Raw genomic sequence first — 20,398 nt, forward strand, 5'->3', positions numbered from 1 at the left:
GTTAGCTAAAAACTGTATTTGATTCTTTAACTTGTCCTTGTTATACTCGAAAAAGCTCGGAAGTATAAAAGTTTATGCTGCTATTTTTTTTCGGAAAAATAGGTTGTAATGGGAGACTCTTTGTTTTCCTAGACAAAAATAATTACTTTTTCAAAAAAACACTTTTCTATTTTTTTGTTGGGTATTTTATTCTCTGGAAGTCCCTTAAAACCGAGGAATATGATTAAAAAGATGACGCATGACCACAAACTCCCAACAAAATAACGAATAGCCATAACCCTGCTGCTCCACCGTCCTCACCTGAGCTTGTAAACCCTTTAAGGAAAAATCAGGATTCCAACCCGCATATAAACCCACCCCCACCGGCACATCCCGGGAAGCTGTCGCCAGTCCCGATCCCGAAAGACTTGCCGCCACCTGATTGGGAGTTTTCCGATAGATCTGTAAGACCACCTCATCCACAATCCCTTGACGCACCCAAGCCAACCAATTTTGATTATATTTATTCACCGCAAAAGAGTGAGGATTAGGCGAAAGACTCACCACCAACTTGGGATTAATCGCCTTGACATGATCGTGCAACTTGCGGGTTAAATTCGTTAAAGCCTGACTTTTATTACCAAAAACACGCGGAACTGCCCAATGATCATCTAACTGAATCCCCGCCAAATCTTTTTCTTTTAAAATATCTTCCATATTCCCCAAAAGATAGGCTTGTACCTGCGGATTCGCCGGATCTAACCAGACATTGGTTTCCACCACCGTCTTCCCTGCGGGCGTTTTTAATAGCCAATCCGGATGCTTTTTGGCAATGGGATCCTTAGGGGATAACATCAAACCATACTCAAACCAAGCAAATGGCTTCAAACCCTGCCGTAAAGACTCCTTAACCGCTGCCCTCCAGGGATTGATCAACGGCGGCACAAACAACCAATTCGTCGGACGTTGGGAAGTCGGATAAAGCGTTCCCCCAAACCCATAAACACTAAAATACACCCGGTCATAACCCGATTGCGAAAGATGATTTAACACCTCGTCTAAGGACGTAGTGTGATGTAACAATATCGTGCCAATATTGGTTAACCAAACCCCCTTCATCTGCTCATTTTCCACTGCCTTTCGGGGAGCCGCTCGGTGAGTAACCAACAACAAAAAAGCCACTCCAGCAACAATCCCAAACCTCTTTAGGTACTTGCTAAACTTAACCATGATTGCCGATTAATCCCACCAAGATATTTGATAATAGTATTATTTTAGTCCGATTTTTGATATTCAGTTCATCATCAGCAGGCCCTATTTAGTCATACTAAATCTGGTTATTAAAAACTGATTATCAGTGAACTAAAAAATAGATATCGGGTGTATTAGGCCCCCCTAACACACCCAGAAAAGATTTTAGGAAAAATTAACCGACGACGCAGAGAATATCCGATGCGTGACTAGCGGTATTCACTTTGTCATCCATATAGCTAATTTTGCCTTCCGCATCGATGATATAGGTGACGCGCTTAGAATAGCCACCACCATCGACATCATAAGCTTTGGTGATAGCACCATCGGTATCTACGAGCAATTGGAAGGGTAAACTGTATTTTTCTTTAAATTGTGCATGGGAACCCTGGTCATCCCTGCTCACCCCGAAGACTACTATTTCCTTGTCTTGGTATTGTTCGTAGTTATCCCGGAAGCTTTGCGCTTGCTTGGTGCAGCCGGGGGTATCATCTTTGGGATAGAAGTATAAAACTACGACTTTACCTTGAAAATCCGACAGGGAAACGGTTTTTCCAGTATCGTCGGTGGTGGTAAAGTTCGGTGCGATTGTTCCAACGGTTAAAGCCATAACTCCGATTCCTTTACAAAAGTTAATCTATATCGATCATAAGGGATGAGGGTCACAAACAGGGTGTGGGAATTATGAATTATGAATTGGGGAATGGGGAGAGGGGAGAGGGGAGAAGAAGTCAGAGCATTTGTACTGAATTTCCTGATCAGTTTAAATGCAGTACAGCTTAGAAGACGAACAACAAACCTTTAGAATTTGTCTTAGGATAATATTTGTCAGCTAAGAGGGGGATAATATGGGGCGATTCTGGTTAAAGGTGAGAACTTTTGGGCAAAATATCTTAATCGGTTTAGGTTTAGTCCTATTAATCGGTTTTTATCACAGTATCAGCGCCAAATCTACCTCATTAATGATTGTTTATCCTCCCGATAATCATCAAACCACGGCATCGAGAATCTTTTTTATTGGTTCTGCTCCTCCATCGGGTCAAGTTTTGCTCAATAATCAACCGATTCAACGCAGTGCTAAAGGATATTTTGCCCCTAGTTTTCCCCTAGAAGTTGGCGAAAATAATTTCACTATTCGCTATCAAAACCAAACTATTAATCGTCAAATAATTCGTCTAGATACTCAAGCAATTATTCCCCAAGGATTAGCTTTTGCTGATAACTCTCTCAGTCCTTCTGTCCATAAGACGAGGTTAGTGGGGGAATGGATTTGTTTTAGTGCGATTGCCACTCCCCAAGCTCAGGTTTCTGTGCAGTTAGGAGATAAAATCTTACCTCTTTTACCCCAAACTCAAACCACAAAACTGCCTAGTAATGCCGCAGTTTTAACTAATCTTAATCAAGCGAATTCCGAGGATAAAACTGGTTACTATCGAGGTTGTCAGCAGTTTAAGCAAGAGGCTAACTTAGGAAAACCTATTTTTACAGCACAATTAAATAATCGCTCGATTAGCCAACAAGGTCAAGGAGAAATTAACATTATTAGCGATCAAAATTTACCAGTGATTGAAATTATAGCAGACCAAGGAGTAGCTCGCACGGGGCCGGGTAGTAATTATTCCCGTTTAACTCCTTTACCCCAAGGCACGAAAGCGAGAGTCACCGGGAAAGAAGGGGATTGGTTACGGTTAGATTATGGTGGTTGGATTTTAGAGCGAGAAACCCGTTTAATAGTTAATGAAGTCCTAGATAATGCTAATATTCGTGGTCTCTCTTCTCGCAGTATCAATCAAGCAACAGAAATTATTTTTCCCCTCTCCCATCCTGTACCCATCGCCGTGAGACAAGAAGATGATAAATTTATTTTGACCCTTTATAATACCATTGCCCAAACCGATACAATTTTTCTGGTGGATAATCCTTTAGTTAGACGTTTAGATTGGCGACAAATTAACCCGACCACGATAGAATACACTTTTAATCTTAATCAAAAACAACAGTGGGGTTATAGTCTTCGTTATCAGGGGACAAATTTAATCTTAACCCTGCGTCATCCCCCGGAAAAAAGTGAAAATTTACAGGGCAAAGTTATTTTATTAGATCCCGGACACGGAGGTAAAGAAACTGGTGCTGTCGGTCCAACGGGTTACACGGAAAAAGAGATTAATTTGCTTATGTCTAAATTAATTAAACGGGAGTTAGAAAAATTGGGGGCAACAGTTTATTTAACCAGAGAAACTGACATCGACTTATCTTTACCGGCACGGGTAGAGATGATTAATAATCTGCAACCAACCCTAGCACTATCGGTTCACTATAATGCTTTACCCGATGATGGAGATGCCTTAAATACTAAAGGAATTGGCATATTTTGGTATCATCCCCAGGCAGCGGATTTATCGGTTTTTCTCCACGATTATTTAACCAAAAATCTTAACCGTCCTTCCTATGGAGTATTTTGGAATAATTTAGCTTTAACTCGGCCTTATAGTAGTCCTTCATTGTTATTAGAGTTAGGATTTATGAGTAACCCTCAAGAATTTGAATGGATTACCGATACTCAGGCACAAAAACAATTAGCGCAGGTTTTAGCCGCCGGAATTAGCCAATGGTTTCAACAATCTGGGGTAATTGCTTCCAGTTAAAATTTAATGGCAATCCGAGGGAGATAAGCTTAAATCTTTATGAAAAACCAAGCCCTAGCTGGAAAGCCAGTGATAGGATTTTATGGAGTCTTTATTTTAGTCTGAGGAAATTAAATCAAGTTCATGGAAAAAATGTTACCAGTGAACAGCAATCGGACAAAATAACTGCTAGATTACAAGGTATAGTCCATCACTCTCTGGTAGATATTCAAACAGCGATCGCTCTGTGAGAAAAATCTCTGGATTAGCCAACAACTAAAGATAGTTTACCTGAAAATTTCCCAACAATTCACGCCCTTATAGACAACTTGATCGCAGCCCCCCTTATTAAGGGGGGATTAAGGGGGGATCAAAACCACCTTATTAAGGGGGGATTAAGGGGGGATTAAGGGGGGATCAAAACCACCTTATTAAGGGGGGATCAAGGGTGGATTAAGGGGGGATTAAGGGGGGATCAAAACCACCTTATTAAGGGGGATTAAGGGGGGATCAAGGGGGGATTAAGGGGGGATCAATCTTCTATTTGATTAGAACTACTTACTTAAAAGTTAATTATTGCCATCAACAGATTCATCAAAATTATCTAGATTTAGCTGAAAAAGCCCACCTCAAGGTTGGGGTGAGTGAATTAAATTCCACCCTCGTTATTATTCTTCTCTACCCATGACTAACTCTTTATATATCAGCACGACGGCAACGGGAAGCGGTAAAGCGTTAGTAGCTTTAGGAATTATCGACTTAATTCTCCGCAAAACTAATAAAGTTGCCTTTTTCCAGCCAATTGTTCTCGACTGTTCCGAAGGTCATCGGGATGAAGACATTGACTTAATCCTCAATTATTTTAAATTAGAACAAACCTACGAAGAAGCCTTCGGTTTATGTTATGAAGAAGTTAAGGATTTATTGGTACAACAAAAATTTGATGAAATCATTGAAAGAATTATCAAAAAGTTTAAAAACTTAGAAAAAAAATATGATTTTATCCTCTGTGAAGGTTCCGATTATCTGCAAGAAAATTCCGCCTTTGAATTTGAACTAAATACAGAAATCGCCAAAAATCTCGGTCATCCCATCTTGATATTAGGTAATGCCCACAATCGCAGTATCGAAGATGCCCTTAGTCCGATCCTGATTTCCTGCGACACCTACCAAGATAAAGGTTGTACGGTGATTGGGATTATTATCAATCAAGCTGAAGAGGAAAAAATAGAGGAATTACGGAAAACCCTGACTAAAATTTTTCCTCCCCAAGAATATGCCCTAGGAGTAATTCCCCATAATGCCAAACTTAGCAGCCCGCGAGTAGCAGAAATCGCCCAACAATTGCAGGCAAAAGTTCTCTACGGACAGCAGAGATTAGATAGTTTAGCTAGTAACTTTCTGGTGGTGGCCATGCAGATGCAAAATGCCCTAGAGCGGTTAAAAGAAGATAGTTTAATTATCACCCCTTGGGATCGCGGCGATGTGATTATCGGGATGTTACAGGCCCACCAATCGGCCAATTATCCCCAATTAGCCGGTATAGTCTTAACAGCAGGTCATAACCTCAATCCTTCGATCGCCCGTTTAATTGAAGGTTTGCCCGATCCCTTACCGATTCTCTCCGTCACCACCGATACCTACACCACGGCCGAACGCATCCACGATGTGCGAACCACCCTAACCTCGACGGACTACGATAAAATTAACCTCAGTCTGCAGCTTTTTCACAGTAACATCAATCTCGATCGCCTAGAAGCGCAAATTCACACTTTGCGGACCCAGGGGATTACCCCGAAGATGTTCACCTATAATCTCGTACAACAGGCCAAAGCGCAAAAACGTCACATCGTTTTGGCCGAAGGGACCGAACCGCGCATCCTCCAGGCAGCCACAGTTTTAATCGAACAGGATATCGTTGATTTAACCCTCTTGGGACAACCGGACGAGATCGCAATGGTGATTAAAAAACATGGTATCACTCTCGATCTCGATCGCTTGCAAATTATTAACCCCGTGGCTAGTCCCCATTTTGAAAGCTATGTGCAGACCCTCTACGAAGCGAGAAAAGCCAAGGGAATGAATCTCGACATGGCCCGGGATTATGCACAGGATGTCTCCTATTTTGGCACTTTAATGGTGTATCAAGGCGATGCTGATGGTATGGTATCGGGGGCAGTGCATACCACTCAACACACGATTCGGCCTGCACTCCAGATTATCAAAACTAAGCCCGATTGTGCGATCGTCTCCTCGGTCTTTTTTATGTGTCTAGAGGATCGAGTCTTGGTTTATGGGGATTGTGCCGTGAATCCCGACCCTAGCGCCGAGGAATTAGCCGAAATCGCCCTATCTTCTGCCGAAACCGCCCAAAAATTCGGAATTGAACCGCGAATCGCCCTGCTTTCCTATTCTTCAGGTCAATCGGGCCAGGGAGAAGACGTGGAAAAAGTACGACAAGCGACCAAAATCGCTAGGGAAAAACGCCCCGATTTGAAGCTAGAAGGGCCGATTCAGTACGATGCGGCCGTGGATAGGGAAGTAGCCGCCCAAAAAATGCCGGGGTCAGAGGTAGCGGGCCAAGCAACGGTGTTTATTTTTCCTGACCTGAATACAGGGAATAATACTTATAAAGCCGTGCAGCGGGAAACGAAAGCTTTAGCGATTGGTCCAATCCTACAGGGATTAAAAAAACCCGTCAATGATCTCAGTCGCGGTTGTACCGTTCCCGATATTATCAATACGGTGGTAATCACAGCAATTCAATCCCAATCTTTTTGAGTTATAGTTATTTCAGAACAGAGAGAGTTTACCAATTTTCACGTTGATCGATATTTCCCAAAAACTAGCAATACTTACAAAAACATTATCGGTATTTTCAAGACTATCTCGCAGCGAAACAGGCAAAATCGGGTAATCCTCAGCTAACCAGATAAAGACATGAGTATCTATTAAAGCACTCCTGATTACCTATAGTCCTCAAAGTCTTCTAAGGGAGCATCAAAGTCATTAGCTAAAGGTAAAACGAAAGTTCCTTTTATTGAACCAGCTAAAGTTCTTTTAACAGTTACAGATTCTTTTACTGCTTGTTTATCTTCTTCTGTTTGGTCAGACTTAGTGAGCAAATATTCGGCATAATGTCAAAGTTCAGTTTTGAGAGCATCGGGCATATTCTCAACTATATTCTTAATCCTGCAATGATTTGGCATTGGGTAAATCTCTAAAAGCAAGCTGTAAAATTTGCTCATAAACAGGCTGGTTTTTCAATGCCTTCAAATCTTTGAGAAATCTTTTTCGATATTGAATCTTCAAGGTAAATCTATTCCTTCAAATAAGCCAGTGCCTCTTCGATATCTAATAGTGGACTCTGCTGTGCTTCATCCATCGCTTGGTTAAGGCAGTAGTCTTCTATTGCTTCGGTGAACTCTTCACAAGACATATCTTCTTGGGGAAATACTTGTCTCCATAGTTCAATCGGAATAACAACGGCTTTGGGTTGTCCGTTTTGGTCAGTTAGGTATTCTATTGAAAGCATAGACAAGACTTGTCAAGTTTGATAAGTCTATGATATGGCACTACGCGATTACATTAAGTACCTAAGCAAAATTAATTACACATTTCGATAAAGCTTTTGCCTCTTGCCTATTGCCTCTTGCCTGTCTTCACTAGGAAATTTATTTTGCATGACTACTTAGAAAACGGGTTTCTTTGAGAAACCCGTTTTCTGGAGATGAAAAACATAGATAAAACCGTATAAAATCGAGAAAAACAGCGATACTTGACAAAATCGGGGGGGGGTGATAGGCTTTTTGGTAAAATTTCTCCAAAATTGTCAATGAATACTACAACTTCACTGAAACAAATTTCCTTAGCTACTAGCGCAGTTTTCGCAGCTACCATGACTTTTGGTATCCATCGGGTTTCTGCTGGAACTATCATCAGCGACCGCACTCAGCTAAATACTATTCTAGGAGGGTCAGGAGTCACTGAAAACTTTGAAAACTACAATGTGCCTGATGGTAATGCTTCACAGCTGCAAGCAACATTAGATTCCTCTACTGTGGTTAATGGTCAAGGTCCAGGGTTAGTGGTTAACGGTGTCACGTTTGTTGCCGGCTCTTCTAACCTTCAGTGGAATGGAGCAAATTATTTTGGTTCTCCTTCTAAAGAGCTAGTTGCTAATGGCCAACAACCGATGAACATTGACTTTAGCGTACCAGTTAATGCCTTTGGCCTTGACTTGCGTGCTTTCACGGGATTTGGTGATACAGCGACTGTCACTATTTTTGGTACTGATGATTCGACGGTCTTAGATACTATTTCCCCCATTGGTCTTGCGGGTACTGGTGTTCCTGTCTTTTTCGGATACCAAGATATAGCAGGTATTGGTAAAATTGAACTAACCCAACAAAGTTTGTCTTGGAGTCCCATGATTGACAATCTCACCTTTGGACAGTCTGCTGCTGCTTCCACCCCTGAACCCAGTACCGTTTTAGGGTTAGGCTTATTAGGCCTGGGTGCCTTGGTTAAACGCCAGTTAAAGCCAAAGCAAGGCAGTGATAAAGCTTAATTGCCATAGAAAACCGGTTTCTTTGAGAAACCCGTTTTCTAGAGCTTGTTATGCTTATTTCCTCCCGACCGGGCTGAAGCGGGAATCAAAACTATAATTAGAATCATTAAACCCCAACCATAACCCCGCCTCGATAGCCGATAACCGATCGCTAAACATGGATCCATCTTTCGCCCTTACTCTGCAAATTGTCATCACTGTGGTGGCGGGGATTACAGCCCAAGTCATTGCCGAATACCTGAAAGTTCCCAGTATTGTCTTCCTGCTTATTTTTGGGATTGCTTTAGGGTCCGATGGTTGGGAAATTTTACACCCCCAAAGTCTGGGAATTGGTTTAGAAGTCCTTGTTGCTCTCTCTGTGGCGATTATCCTATTTGAAGGCGGTTTAAGCCTAAGCGGACGGGAATTAGGGCGAGTTTCTGGCAGTTTACGCAATCTTGTCACCCTCGGTACTTCCATCACTCTCATCGGTGGCGGTATGGCAGCCCACTGGTTGGGGGAATTTCCCTGGCCGATCGCATTTCTTTACGCTTCTTTAGTGGTGGTAACTGGTCCGACAGTGATCGGGCCTTTGCTGAAGCAAGTAGCCGTAGATCGACGGGTGGCGACGCTTTTGGAAGGAGAAGGGGTATTAATCGACCCTGTGGGCGCAATTTTAGCCGTAGTGGTGCTAAATACGATTATTGATAGTCATTCCCGCCCCATGGAAATTATCACCGGTTTAACCCTGCGTTTAGGCATCGGGGCGGCGATCGGCATTGCTGGAGGCGGATTGTTAAGTTTTATTATAAAAACTTGCAATTTTCTCACTTTTGAGTTAAAGAATCTCGTGGTTTTAGCGGGAGTCTGGGGGTTATTTGGTTTATCGCAATTTAGTCGCAGTGAATCGGGGTTAATGGCGGTGGTAATGGCGGGAATTGTGCTAAAAGCGGCGGCTGTTCCCGATGAGCGGTTATTAAGGCGTTTTAAGGGTCAATTAACCACTCTTTGCGTGTCGGTACTGTTTATTTTACTAGCGGCGGATCTTTCGATCGCCAGTGTCATCGCGTTGGGTTGGGGCAGCGTCCTGACGGTGTTAGTCTTGATGTTGGTGGTGCGTCCCCTGAGTGTGGCTCTGTGTACCCTAAAAAGTGACCTAAATTGGCGACATAAGTTATTTATCGCTTGGGTTGCCCCTAGGGGAATCGTTTCCGCCTCTGTAGCTTCTTTATTTGCCATTTTACTCACCCGTGCCGGTATTAATGGCGGTGAAGCGATCAAAGCTTTAGTCTTTTTAACAATTTTAATGACCGTTTTTATTCAGGGATTAACGGCGCGGTGGGTGGCAAAAGGGCTAAAAATCACTTCTTCTGCGGCAACAGGAGCAGTAATCGTCGGTTGTAATCCCCTAGGTCGCTTAATCGGCTGTTTATTCCAAGAACAAGGGGAAAACGTGGTTTTAATCGATACGGATGCCGCAGCCTGTCAGCAAGCAAAAGAAGAGGGTTTGACGGTGCTGCAGAGTAGCGCACTTGATACAAAAATACTGCAAGAAGCCGGCATCGAATCCATGGGGACTTTTCTAGTTTTGACTAATAATAGCGAGGTTAATCTGGTTTTAGCCCAAAGAGCCAGCGAGGAATTTCATCCTCCCCGGTTGTTGGCTGCCTTTGCGGGAACCCCCAACCCAGATAAAAATAAGGTTAATCAGGTTTTTCTCCCTAGTTTTTCGGTCAAGGAATGGAATCAGTATTTAGACGATAATCAGATTAAATTAGGTAAAACTATCTTTAAAGCCGATGATTTGAGCGAACAACAAACCAGATTAACTAAATTAATCGAAAATGGTGAACTGCTGCCCCTACTATTACGTCGTGATAATTCCCTACAGGTAGTAACAGAAAGGGAAGAATGGCGCACAGGAGACGAATTAATCTATATTCTGCGCGATTTACGCCCACAACTGCTTAAACGTCTTTCTGGCACTGTCAGAACCCGTTTATCTTTAGAAATCTTACCCGAAGTGGAAATCGCCACCAGTAGATAACTTGAGACTGTTCTATACTATTCAGTGGATTTAACGGGTTCAGGGCTTAAAATAAGCAACTGCCGACCGACGTTAGATTTAGCGACACCTAGCAGTACGGGATGTTCAGTTTTGGGGGCATCTTGGGGTAAAGCACGAAAAAGGTACAGCCATCCCCCTCTTTCCAGTAATAATCGCCAGACGCGATCTTGCTCCGTATCGGTTAGGTTGCGCTGTTGAATAATGCGGGCTAAATTAGGATCGCCAATGAGACTCTGCTGATCTTCGGGCGTTAGGGCTTCAAAAAGGGGCTGATTGGGGTCAAGATCCCCTGCTTCTTTACCTAAAATGAGCAGTTCCTTGGCACTAATCAGGGTGACAACGGGGAGAGTAGAAGTGGGATTCACCGCATCTCGACGGGCATCCTTTAAACCTTGATCCCGGGCAAGATGGAAGATGAGTAAGAGAATCCAACTCAGGAGAATCAGTTCCGAAGCGAGAGGAAGGGTTAACTGACGCTGAAACCGGGGACGAGGAGCATAGGGTATTTTTCGGCGATTGCGTTGGTTTTGTCTTTTCAGTTGCCAATTTTTCAGTCTAGTGAGCCACTGTTGATATTGCCAGTGAAGGAAAGCAAGGCAAAGGGTGGAAAGCTGAAAAAGTATAGGAATCAGAAGGGCAATAATCAGGGTGTTAGCAATACTTTGAGGCGTACCAAAGAAGACTTGAAGAGGGAGTAATAAGAAGGATTCAACCGGAAAATCGAGGCTGGTGATACCGAGTTGGTAATAGGCAAAGTATGCCCAACGATAGACCCAACCTGTATAGTACAATCCCGCACCAATGAGACCGGCGGCACTGGCAAGATTGAGGAGAATCGTCGGGGGAGAAGGAGTCGTCACAGGGGGCTACTAACGCTAAAAAAGAACGCTAAAATTAAAGTTATTATAGATGATCATTGTAGGGCGAGTTATGGTCAGACGTTTGGAAATTTTATCTGGTATAGCTTTAGTTTTTTGGGGATTTTTGACTGTTTCTAGTATCGCTCAAGCACCCACCCTCGAAGCGGCTTTACCACGATTAGCAAATATTACGTTACAAAATGGCAGAGATTATAAGGGGGTGACGTTAACTCGGTTCGATCGCCCTCAGCGTCGGATTTCTTTTAAGCAAGGGGGTAAGGAGTTTAATCTACCCATTGCCCAAGTGACACAATTAACCTTAGAGGGAGAAACCATCATCAGTATTCCCGAAAACCCGATAATTGTGATTCAGGGAGAGGACAAGCGATGTGGTTCGGTTTATGCTCTACCGCGCCGTTTTGAGCATTTGAGTTTGGTGGAAAAGCAAAAGCGTAAGCAGGTAGAGATTAACTTATCAGATTTGCCTCCACAGATGCAAAGAGATTTAACTCAGCAAGGGGCTTATGGTTATGTGTTGAAACAGTTAGAATTTGCTAATGGCGAGTTAAAAGCGGCAGGAGTGTTGCGTTGTCGGGCAAATTAATCACCAAAATTATGTCAATAAAAATCAGTATCAGGATTTTTAGGATTAAGGGATTAACAGGATTAGGTGACTTGTGAAAAGTCTATAATTAAAGGATCATAAAGAATATTATATCTATCCTGAAAATCCTCCAATCCTCAAAATCCTGATACTGGCATTTAGGATTAAGAGATTAACAGGATTAGGTGACTTGTGAAGAGTCTATAATTAAAGGATGCAGGGAATAGGACACCCACCCCCAACCCTATCCTGAGATCAGGATTTTTAGGATTAAGGGATTAACAGGATTAGGTGACTTGTGAAGAGTCTATAATTAAAGGATGCAGGGAATAGGACACCCACCCCCAACCCTATCCTGAGATCAGGATGTTTAGGATTAAGGGATTAACAGGATTAGGTGACTTGTGAAAAGTCTATAATTAAAGGATGCAGGGAATAGGACACCCACCCCCAACCCTATCCTGAAAATCCTCCAATCCTCAAAATCCTGATACTGGCATTGAGGATTAAGGGATTAACAGGATTAGGTGACTTGTGAAAAGTCTATAATTAAAGGATCATAAAGAACATTATATCTATCCTGAAAATCCTCAAATCCTCAAAATCCTGATACTGGCATTGAGGATTAAGGGATTAACAGGATTAGGTTATTGGCAAGGAGTAGATAATTAAAGGATCATAAAGAATATTATATCTATCCTGAAAATCCTCAAATCCTCAAAATCCTGATACTGGGATTGAGAATTAAGGGATTAACAAGATTAGGTTATTGGCAAGGAGTACATAATTAAAGGATCATAAAGAATATTATATCTATCCTGAAAATCCTCCAATCCTCAAAATCCTGATACTGGCATTGAGGATTAAGGGATTAACAGGATTAGGTGACTTGTGAAAAGTCTATAATTAAAGGATCATAAAGAATATTATATCTATCCTGAAAATCCTCCAATCCTCAAAATCCTGATACTGGCATTATGGAATTAGACGAAATCACCTATAAAATTATTGGTTGTTGTATGAAAATCCATCGAACACTGGGGAATGGGTTTCAAGAAGTCATCTATCAAAGATGTCTCGATATTGAATTAGGAAAAACAGGATTAACCTTTGAAAGAGAAAAAGAACAACTTATCTTTTATGAAGGAATACAAGTCGGAACAAGACGCGCTGATTTTACCGTAGAAGGAAAAGTCATTGTCGAATTAAAAGCAGTAATTCGCCTAGAAAATGTCCATCTTGCACAAGCAAAAAATTACGTCGTTGCTTATAATTTTCCCGTTGGTTTATTAATCAACTTTGGCGCAACCAGTTTAGAATACAAAAAGATATTTAATAATAGATAACAAATATCAGTATCAGGATTTAGAGGATTAAGGGATTAACAAGATTAGGTTATTGGCAAGGAGTACATAATTAAAGGATCATAAAGAACATTATATCTATCCTGAAAATCCTCAAATCCTCAAAATCCTGATACTGGCATTGAGGATTAAGGGATTAACAGGATTAGGTTATTGGCAAGGAGTAGATAATTAAAAGATACAGGGAATAGGACACCCACCCCCAACCCCATCCTGAGATCAGGATTTTTAGGATTAAGGGATTAACAGGATTAGGTGACTTGTGAAGAGTCTATAATTAAAGGATCATAAAGAATATTATATCTATCCTGAAAATCTTCCAATCCTCAAAATCCTGATACTGGCATTATTGAGATAATATAAAGAATCATTTGAGTCTGGCGAGGGGAAGCAATGAAGACAGGTTTAGGGATATTACTCAGTCTAGGGCTAGTCGTAACAGCGCCGCATTTGACGGTTATAGCTTCCCCCCTATTGGTGCAGACGGATTTACGTCAAGAAGCAGATCGACTTTATCAAGAAGGATTTGAACTGTTCCAGTCGGGAACATTAGAAGGCTATCAAGGGGCATTAGGGAAGTGGCAACAGGCATTAAAGCTTTATCAACAACTCGATAGCAAATTAGAGCAAGCATTAGTCCTCACCAGTTTAGGGCGTATTTATGATCTTTTAGGGGAGAAACAGAAGGCATTAAACTACTACCAACAGGCTTTACCCATAGTGCGGGCGGTGGGAGATCGCTCTGGGGAAGCCGTTACTCTCAATAATATTGGTGCTGTCTATGATGATTTAGGGGAGAAACAGAAGGCTTTAGACTACTACCAACAGGCTTTACCCATAATGCGGGCGGTGGGTGATCGCAAAGGGGAAGCCAAGACTCTTAATAATATTGGGCTTGTCTATTCAGATTTAGGGGAGAAACAGAAGGCATTAGACTACTACCAACAGGCTTTACCCTTATGGCGGGCGGTGGGCGCTGCCGAAGGCACGCAAAGCGCCCGCTCTGGGGAAGCCACTACTCTCAATAATATTGGTCGTGTCTATGATGCTTTAGGGGAGAAACAGAAGGCATTAGACTACTACCAACAGTCCTTACCCCTATCACGGGCAGTGGGGGATCGCTCACAGGAAGCCACTACTCTCAGTAATATTGGTCTTGTCTATGATGATTTAGGGGAGAAACAGAAGGCATTAGACTACTACCAACAGTCCTTACCCCTATCACGGGCAGTGGGGGATCGCTCACAGGAAGCCACTACTCTCAGTAATATTGGTGCTGTCTATGATGCTTTAGGGGAAAAACAGAAAGCATTAGACTACTACCAACAGGCTTTACCCTTAGACCGTGCCGTGGGCGATCGCTCTGGGGAAGCCAGTACCCTCAATAATATTGGTTTTGTCTATGCAGATTTAGGGGAGAAACAAAAGGCATTAGACTACTACCAACAGGCTTTACCCTTATGGCGGGCGGTAGGGGATCGCTCTGGGGAAGCCGTTACTCTCAATAATATTGGTGCTGTCTATGATGCTTTAGGAGAAAAACAAAAGGCTTTAGACTATTACCAACAGGCTTTACCCTTAAGGCGAGCGGTGGGCGATCGCGCGGGGGAAGCCAAGACCCTCCACAATATCGGGGCTGTCTATTCTGCTTTAGGGGAGAAACAGAAGGCTTTAGACTACTACCAACAGGCTTTACCTCTATCACGGGCAGTAGGCGATCGCTCTGGGGAAGCCACTACTCTCAATAATATTGGTGGTGTCTATTATGATTTAGGGGAGAAACAGAAGGCTTTAGACTACTACCAACAGGCTTTACCCTTATCGCGGGCAGTGGGCGATCGCTCACAGGAAGCCACTACTCTCAATAATATTGGTTTTGTCTATCGAGATCAAGGAAAACCAGAATCGGCGATTAACTCTTGGGAACAATCCGCTAATCTGATTCTGGAGCTACGGCGGGGGGTTAGCCGTTCCTTGCGGGCAACTTTCCTAGAAAGTGAGCAAGGGACAAGCATCGCCTTAGTGGATCTCCTGATTCGCCAGAATTCCCCTCAAAAAGCTTTTGAATGGGCAAATCTCAGCACCACTTTTGACCTCGTGGATTACGATCGCCTTGCGGGAACGGAAGGACAAGTCAAAAATCCCGTCGCCAATCAAGCTTATCAGGAGTGGCAAGCACAGGCACGGCAACTGGAAGCCCTGCGCCAAGAATTACAAACCAACTTCAGCGACACCCTCTCCCAACAAGTCCTGCAACAACGAGCCGCCCTCAGCGAACAAGCGGAAATCCTTGTGGAAAAATACCCCGAATTAGCCGATTTACTGGAAATTACCCCCACCGACCTCGCCCAACTGCAAGCCAATCTACCTGCTAATACCACTCTCCTCCAACCCGTCCTACTCACAGGGATAGATAACGTTGAACATACCGTTGCCCTCTTTATCCTCACCCGTACCACCCTTAAGGTTCAGCAAGTTCCCGTCCCTAAAGATCTTAATGAGCGTCTGCAACGCTACGCCAGTCAACTGGAAAGCGACCTAGAAATCGTCGATCGCGCCCTCAGTTCCCAACTCTATGACCTGCTGATTCGTCCCATTGAAGGCCAAATTGCCCCGAATCAAACCCTGGCCATCATTGCCACGGGTGCTTTGCAAAGAATCCCCTTTGAAACCCTCTACGACAACCAAACTCAACAGTATCTCCTGCAAAAATATCCCATTCACTACCTCACCCGTCTGAGTAAAGTGCAGCCCCAACCCACGCCGAAAGTCAATAATCCTAGTGTCCTCGTCTTTGCTAATCCCCGTCCTACCCAAGTCGAATTAATCGGCACAGAAGCTCAAGCGGATTTTCTGCAAAAAACCTATGCCAACAGCCAAATCTACAAACACCAACAAGCCACCCTCGACGCCTTTTTAAGCCAATCGCCTCGGTTTCCTATTCTGCACTTAGGCACTCATGGTTGTTTCCGTCCAGAGGGGTGTCCTAGCCTAGGCATGAAACCGAATACCCTGCTGTTTGCCAACAAGAGAGAGTATGAACTCAAAGATGCCGTGAAACTGGGACTGCAAAACACCGAACTGATTACTATTGGCGCTTGTGAAACGGCGCGGGAAGTGGATGGAGTCGGTTTGGCGGGTTTGGCCTATGTTTGGGAAAGAGCGGGGGCGAAAACTACCCTCGCCAGTCTTTGGAATGCCACCGATTTTGTGCAATATTCCCAACAAAACAGCCCAGAATTGCCCACGGCGGCGATTTTAAATCAATTTTATACTAATTTACAACAGGGCATGACCAAAGCGGAAGCCCTCCGTCAAGCAAAACTCGCCCATATTGACCTTCATCCTTTCTTTTGGGCGGCGTTTATCCTGATTGGAGATGGTCAAGAGTTGGGAGCAAGTGGCAGGTAGCAGGGAAGCTTTTTTTGGCTCTATTGTCAGCTTAACTCAACCCCACATCCGTCCGATAGTCAGAGGAAAAGCTGGAAAACCCGTAGAATTTGGTGCCAAATTCTCAGCAAGCTGTATAGATGGTTACATATTTTTAGACCGGATTAGTTGGGATAACTTTAATGAATCGGGAGATTTAAAAGCACAAATAGAAGCTTATTATGACTATACAGGATACTATCCAGAATCAGTTCATGTGGACAAAATTTATCGAACCAGAGAAAACCGAGCTTGGTGTAAAGAAAGGGGAATCAGAATCAGTGGTCCCCCATTAGGAAGACCAGCCAAAAATGTTAGTAAAGAACAAAAGAAACAAGCTGCTGATGATGAGAGGATTCGGAATTGTATAGAGGGCAAATTTGGACAGGGGAAAAGAAGATTTAGTTTAGGTAAAGTGATGGCTAAACTTCCTCATACTTCCTTTTCAGCGATTGCTATTACTTTTTTAGTCATGAATCTTTCTAACCTGTTGAGGCAGGTTTTTTGGGCTTTTTTATGTCTGAAATGGAAAAACAGCACTTTTTCTCGGTCAATGATTAGTATAAGTTATGACTTAAAAATTAATCAACAACTAAAGCTTATGCTTGTAGCTAAGTGAAATCATTGATTAAGAGACCTGTACTTTTCAATGACTTTTTGCCGCAAACCCTATGTAGCTTGGCTGCAAGACCAAGCAGCAAAACTGCGATCGCCTGATCGCAATACTTTAGATTGGCAAACTTTAGCCGAGGAATTAGAGGAAATGGTGGATGAACGCAAATACAAAGCAGAAAGCTTTCTTTTCTTATTCAACTCCTCAGTCACCTGCTACTTTACGCCTACTGGAATCATCCTTACTACCTACCCCACTGGACAGACGAGATAGATAATTTCAGATTAGAATTGAGCTTGCTGTTTCGCTCTCAGGTAATCTACAATCATGCCTTAGAACGGTTTGGTTATTGTTATCAAAAAGCTCTGGGAAAAGCGAGCCGCAAAAGTGGATTAACTTTACCAGTGGATTGTCCTTGGACAATTGAGAAAATTCTTGATGAGGATTCGTTACCTGGTTAAAAACTCGAGCTTGCAATCCAACTTACATCCATACAACAATAGGGTGGGCATTGCCCACCTTACTTCAGTTGCTCAACAACTAATACTAAATCCGGTTATTAAAAACTGATTATTTATTCTCAGTTTTGCATGAGTGCCTCTTGCATGAGTGCCTCTCCTGATATGTAGCCTATACTCAACGGATTTAGTATAATAGCTGGTATTCCAAAATCTGGTTGAAAAAGAAATTGATACCAATTTTCAATAGTCGTGATTAACATCTGAAAGTGCAATTCCGCTCTCAGAGAGGAATTGCACTTTGGAATAATCAACTAAGTCTGTCATCACTTTTGAAAAATGATATGAGTCAGCGGTTTAATCACTATCGGTGCAGCAGCAGGAGCCACATTAGGGAACGCACCCTACAGCGATTAAAATGCGTAGATTTCATGATGAGCTAGGCGGATTTGATGGTTTCAAATACTTCTTATTATCTAAGCAATCAATTACAGATAGTCCTAGCTCATACATAGCTTCCAAAGCCGCATTTTCATACTTGTTATACTCAGTCAGATCATGAATTATGTCTTTCTGCCCATGAGCTATATTATTTCTCCTGCTTACTAATGTCTTAAGTAAAAGCTCATGTTGATCCACCATTGAGCATGATAAACCAGCATCTGTAGAGTTCTTTTTAAGCAGCATAGGCTTTAAATTGCTATCTGCTTCTAAGCGAATATTGAATTCAATATTCTCATTAATTAAAGCTGGCAATTCGTTGAAAAAAAAGCTCCAAACTCCATCTGCTGACAAATCACCTCCAAGTTCTTTAAAGCGCTTCCTTAGCGATAGCTTTATAACCTCCTCACGGCATTGATTGCGTTTAATATTTTGCCTTTGAATTGTATCGAGGTATAAATCCCATGCAAATCTACAAAAACCTTCATAGTGAGCATATAGCAAAGTAGTAATAGCTCTCAAGAGAGCTTCATACCTTACAGGATGCTTAACCCTATCAGTCGTTAATATTTGAATTTTAATTGCAGCCAGTTCTCCTTCTCTCCAGTTGAGATCAGCCTCGATCTCATTCGCCCAGTTGCTCATTAAAATTACTCCAGAAGCTGAGTTGATTTAAACCTTCTTGAATACATCCAATTCTATTAGAAAGCTTAGTTCTGGAGTTAGCTCCAGGTCCAATATTATCCTTAAAGCTGTTTGACTGAACAATTTTGATTATTTCATCCCTAACAGAAGAATTATCCAGATTCTCTAATCTTTCTAGTATCCTAAACACGCCAATTGTAACAGCTTCAAAATAAGCTGGAGCTAAAGCACCAATTGGTGATTGATCGCGATATCGAACAAAAGCACCACTGCCAAGAATTTGGCTCAAGTAATCAAATAATCTATTAAAGTCTTGTGTTTCAGTAGAATAATCAAATTGTATTTCTCCAAATAATATATTTTCCATGTATGTGTCTAACCAATCTCTCACACTCCCCCGGAAGAGATCTTGAGCATTTTTTGCGGCAAAAAATCTTAAGACAAGCTCTTCGTCTCCCTTTTGTTCTTTTTCTGATTGAGACAATGTATCTATGCAAGTCTTAAAGTTTGAATAGGAGGATCTTTCTTGGAGAAACCTATAGAACTTTATACCTGGCTCACCAAACATCCTAGAAGAACAGTTGCGAATTTCCTGTGGAGCTAGAATTGATCCCCCAGTATTTAACCTCTTGAACATTTCATAACGCAGAAAAGAATTACTTTGCCTTTTAATAATTACTGTCCTTACAGAGGATCTTTTAATCCTAAGCTTGAGTCTCAATGATAAATCTTCAAAAGTCAGATTATTAAGTTCTGAAATCTGATCACAACCTTCTAACTTTAGAGATTTCAGCTTTTCTCCATCTATATCAGTGAAATTCAGTACATTGGCATCAATGAATTGAATCACAGAGCTAAGGCGTTGTAAGCCATCAATTAACTCCAAAACCCCATCTGAGTTCTCAATAGTAAATATCTGTGGTATTGGCAACTCAAGAAGTATAGATTCTATTAAACGAGACTTTTGTTGATTAGACCATCGGAATAACCTTTGATATTCCGGTTGAATAATGAGTTCATTTTGAGAATATAAACTGATGATTTCTCCAAAGCTGAGATCGATAGATTCAGTACGAACCTCACCAATTTTGGCATCTATCCGTTCATCTATTGATTCCATCATCATATTGCTCCTAGACTTCTAAACCCTATGGCAAGCAAAACTTATACCTTAAACATTCTAATCGTAATCTGCCAGTTGAATATTACATTCAAGGAAAAAGTATGAACAGGGAACGAGCCGCATAACTATTAATCATACCGCTCCCTGCGGTCGAGCAACCTCCCCCATCCTAATATCCCACTTCCATCGGTCTAACACCGCCTCAATAAAACCTAATACCGCACTGTGCGGTTTAATCACCTCAATTTGGGCATAATTACCGCAGAGGGTAGTCTAGCACCCCACCCAAGTGGGTTCTAGCACATTTAAGGTAAAGGCGAAATTAAAAATTGTTGCCATTGTACGGCCAAAAGTCTAGAATGGTCGTTAATTTTTGTGCATGGTCGGGTC

The 20,398-nt window shown here is 42.2% G+C and carries 16 protein-coding genes and 2 pseudogenes; 11 read left to right on the forward strand and 7 right to left on the reverse strand.

Translation table 11 applies throughout. The features are described 5' to 3' along the window. Nucleotides 1-204: 204 nt before the first annotated feature. Nucleotides 205-1,209, reverse strand: coding sequence for a glycoside hydrolase family 10 protein (locus ACQY1Y_RS15400; RefSeq protein WP_430013084.1), 1,005 nt, complete (start codon nt 1,207-1,209; stop codon nt 205-207). A gap of 196 nt (nt 1,210-1,405) precedes the next feature. Continuing rightward, nucleotides 1,406-1,840 carry a peroxiredoxin gene (locus tag ACQY1Y_RS15405; protein WP_002736091.1) on the reverse strand — a complete coding sequence of 145 codons (435 nt, stop codon included), beginning with the start codon at nt 1,838-1,840 and terminating at the stop codon, nt 1,406-1,408. A 238-nt stretch (nt 1,841-2,078) separates the two neighbouring features. Between ACQY1Y_RS15405 and ACQY1Y_RS15410 the strand changes: the two genes are divergently transcribed. The 3 genes from ACQY1Y_RS15410 (at nt 2,079) to pta (ending at nt 6,635) form a co-directional block, all read left to right on the forward strand. Beyond that, entirely contained in the window at nt 2,079-3,875 is a 1,797-nt protein-coding gene (locus tag ACQY1Y_RS15410) for an N-acetylmuramoyl-L-alanine amidase (RefSeq protein WP_430013085.1), read from the forward strand. Continuing rightward, nucleotides 3,839-4,105 (forward strand): hypothetical protein, encoded by a 267-nt coding sequence (locus tag ACQY1Y_RS15415; protein ID WP_193979982.1) that lies wholly within the window; start codon nt 3,839-3,841, stop codon nt 4,103-4,105. Before ACQY1Y_RS15410 ends, ACQY1Y_RS15415 begins: the two co-directional genes overlap by 37 nt. 433 nt (nt 4,106-4,538) lie before the next feature. Next, complete coding sequence (pta, locus tag ACQY1Y_RS15420; RefSeq protein ID WP_430013086.1) at nt 4,539-6,635, forward strand: phosphate acetyltransferase; 2,097 nt, start codon at nt 4,539-4,541, stop codon at nt 6,633-6,635. A 185-nt stretch (nt 6,636-6,820) separates the two neighbouring features. Here the strand turns inward: pta and ACQY1Y_RS15425 are convergent. After that, nucleotides 6,821-6,982 (reverse strand): annotated as a pseudogene (locus ACQY1Y_RS15425) (DUF2281 domain-containing protein); the annotation flags it as partial. A gap of 191 nt (nt 6,983-7,173) precedes the next feature. Beyond that, nucleotides 7,174-7,389, reverse strand: coding sequence for a hypothetical protein (locus tag ACQY1Y_RS15430; RefSeq protein WP_272103943.1), 216 nt, complete (start codon nt 7,387-7,389; stop codon nt 7,174-7,176). A gap of 300 nt (nt 7,390-7,689) precedes the next feature. On the opposite strand from ACQY1Y_RS15430, the gene ACQY1Y_RS15435 reads away from it, so the two are divergent. Beyond that, entirely contained in the window at nt 7,690-8,424 is a 735-nt protein-coding gene (locus ACQY1Y_RS15435) for a PEP-CTERM sorting domain-containing protein (protein ID WP_430013087.1), read from the forward strand. A 157-nt stretch (nt 8,425-8,581) separates the two neighbouring features. Continuing rightward, nucleotides 8,582-10,450 (forward strand): cation:proton antiporter, encoded by a 1,869-nt coding sequence (locus ACQY1Y_RS15440; protein ID WP_288125246.1) that lies wholly within the window; start codon nt 8,582-8,584, stop codon nt 10,448-10,450. 17 nt (nt 10,451-10,467) lie between these two features. Here the strand turns inward: ACQY1Y_RS15440 and ACQY1Y_RS15445 are convergent, their stop codons facing one another. Next, nucleotides 10,468-11,331: a hypothetical protein gene (locus ACQY1Y_RS15445; protein WP_002748546.1), complete on the reverse strand. Its 864-nt coding sequence runs from the start codon at nt 11,329-11,331 to the stop codon at nt 10,468-10,470. 70 nt (nt 11,332-11,401) lie between these two features. Between ACQY1Y_RS15445 and ACQY1Y_RS15450 the strand changes: the two genes are divergently transcribed. The 6 genes and pseudogenes from ACQY1Y_RS15450 (at nt 11,402) to ACQY1Y_RS15475 (ending at nt 17,802) form a co-directional block, all read left to right on the forward strand. Further along, entirely contained in the window at nt 11,402-11,935 is a 534-nt protein-coding gene (locus tag ACQY1Y_RS15450) for a hypothetical protein (RefSeq protein ID WP_430013088.1), read from the forward strand. Nucleotides 11,936-12,912: 977 nt separating this feature from the next. Beyond that, nucleotides 12,913-13,281 (forward strand): GxxExxY protein, encoded by a 369-nt coding sequence (locus tag ACQY1Y_RS15455; RefSeq protein WP_002755507.1) that lies wholly within the window; start codon nt 12,913-12,915, stop codon nt 13,279-13,281. A gap of 411 nt (nt 13,282-13,692) precedes the next feature. Continuing rightward, on the forward strand, nt 13,693-16,710 hold the full coding sequence (locus ACQY1Y_RS15460) for a CHAT domain-containing protein (RefSeq protein ID WP_430013089.1): 3,018 nt from the start codon (nt 13,693-13,695) through the stop codon (nt 16,708-16,710). Nucleotides 16,711-16,732: 22 nt separating this feature from the next. Next, nucleotides 16,733-17,347: pseudogene (locus ACQY1Y_RS15465) on the forward strand (IS5-like element ISMae6 family transposase); the annotation flags it as partial. A 30-nt stretch (nt 17,348-17,377) separates the two neighbouring features. Then, nucleotides 17,378-17,614 carry a DUF29 family protein gene (locus tag ACQY1Y_RS15470; RefSeq protein WP_002748521.1) on the forward strand — a complete coding sequence of 79 codons (237 nt, stop codon included), beginning with the start codon at nt 17,378-17,380 and terminating at the stop codon, nt 17,612-17,614. Beyond that, entirely contained in the window at nt 17,554-17,802 is a 249-nt protein-coding gene (locus ACQY1Y_RS15475; RefSeq protein WP_230457652.1) for a DUF29 family protein, read from the forward strand. The genes ACQY1Y_RS15470 and ACQY1Y_RS15475 overlap by 61 nt, the downstream gene beginning before the upstream one ends. Before the next feature lie 426 nt (nt 17,803-18,228). Here the strand turns inward: ACQY1Y_RS15475 and ACQY1Y_RS15480 are convergent, their stop codons facing one another. Then, a complete protein-coding gene (locus ACQY1Y_RS15480; protein WP_430013090.1) occupies nt 18,229-18,885 on the reverse strand; it encodes an MAE_28990/MAE_18760 family HEPN-like nuclease in 657 nt (218 codons plus the stop codon). Next, entirely contained in the window at nt 18,866-20,011 is a 1,146-nt protein-coding gene (locus ACQY1Y_RS15485) for a DUF262 domain-containing protein (protein WP_036390270.1), read from the reverse strand. Before ACQY1Y_RS15485 ends, ACQY1Y_RS15480 begins: the two co-directional genes overlap by 20 nt. Nucleotides 20,012-20,398 lie beyond the last annotated feature (387 nt).

The organism is Microcystis ichthyoblabe FBCC-A1114, assembly GCF_050500245.1.
GTDB classification, from domain to species: Bacteria; Cyanobacteriota; Cyanobacteriia; order Cyanobacteriales; family Microcystaceae; genus Microcystis; species Microcystis ichthyoblabe_A.

Coding starts and splice junctions, on each gene's coding strand:
- ACQY1Y_RS15400 (WP_430013084.1), bottom strand. CDS start 1,209: ATGGTTAAGTTTAGCAAGTACCTAAAGAGGTTTGGGATTGTTGCTGGA.
- ACQY1Y_RS15405 (WP_002736091.1), bottom strand. CDS start 1,840: ATGGCTTTAACCGTTGGAACAATCGCACCGAACTTTACCACCACCGAC.
- ACQY1Y_RS15410 (WP_430013085.1), top strand. CDS start 2,079: ATGGGGCGATTCTGGTTAAAGGTGAGAACTTTTGGGCAAAATATCTTA.
- ACQY1Y_RS15415 (WP_193979982.1), top strand. CDS start 3,839: ATGGTTTCAACAATCTGGGGTAATTGCTTCCAGTTAAAATTTAATGGC.
- pta (WP_430013086.1), top strand. CDS start 4,539: ATGACTAACTCTTTATATATCAGCACGACGGCAACGGGAAGCGGTAAA.
- ACQY1Y_RS15430 (WP_272103943.1), bottom strand. CDS start 7,389: ATGCTTTCAATAGAATACCTAACTGACCAAAACGGACAACCCAAAGCC.
- ACQY1Y_RS15435 (WP_430013087.1), top strand. CDS start 7,690: ATGAATACTACAACTTCACTGAAACAAATTTCCTTAGCTACTAGCGCA.
- ACQY1Y_RS15440 (WP_288125246.1), top strand. CDS start 8,582: ATGGATCCATCTTTCGCCCTTACTCTGCAAATTGTCATCACTGTGGTG.
- ACQY1Y_RS15450 (WP_430013088.1), top strand. CDS start 11,402: ATGGTCAGACGTTTGGAAATTTTATCTGGTATAGCTTTAGTTTTTTGG.
- ACQY1Y_RS15455 (WP_002755507.1), top strand. CDS start 12,913: ATGGAATTAGACGAAATCACCTATAAAATTATTGGTTGTTGTATGAAA.
- ACQY1Y_RS15460 (WP_430013089.1), top strand. CDS start 13,693: ATGAAGACAGGTTTAGGGATATTACTCAGTCTAGGGCTAGTCGTAACA.
- ACQY1Y_RS15470 (WP_002748521.1), top strand. CDS start 17,378: ATGACTTTTTGCCGCAAACCCTATGTAGCTTGGCTGCAAGACCAAGCA.
- ACQY1Y_RS15480 (WP_430013090.1), bottom strand. CDS start 18,885: ATGAGCAACTGGGCGAATGAGATCGAGGCTGATCTCAACTGGAGAGAA.
- ACQY1Y_RS15485 (WP_036390270.1), bottom strand. CDS start 20,011: ATGATGATGGAATCAATAGATGAACGGATAGATGCCAAAATTGGTGAG.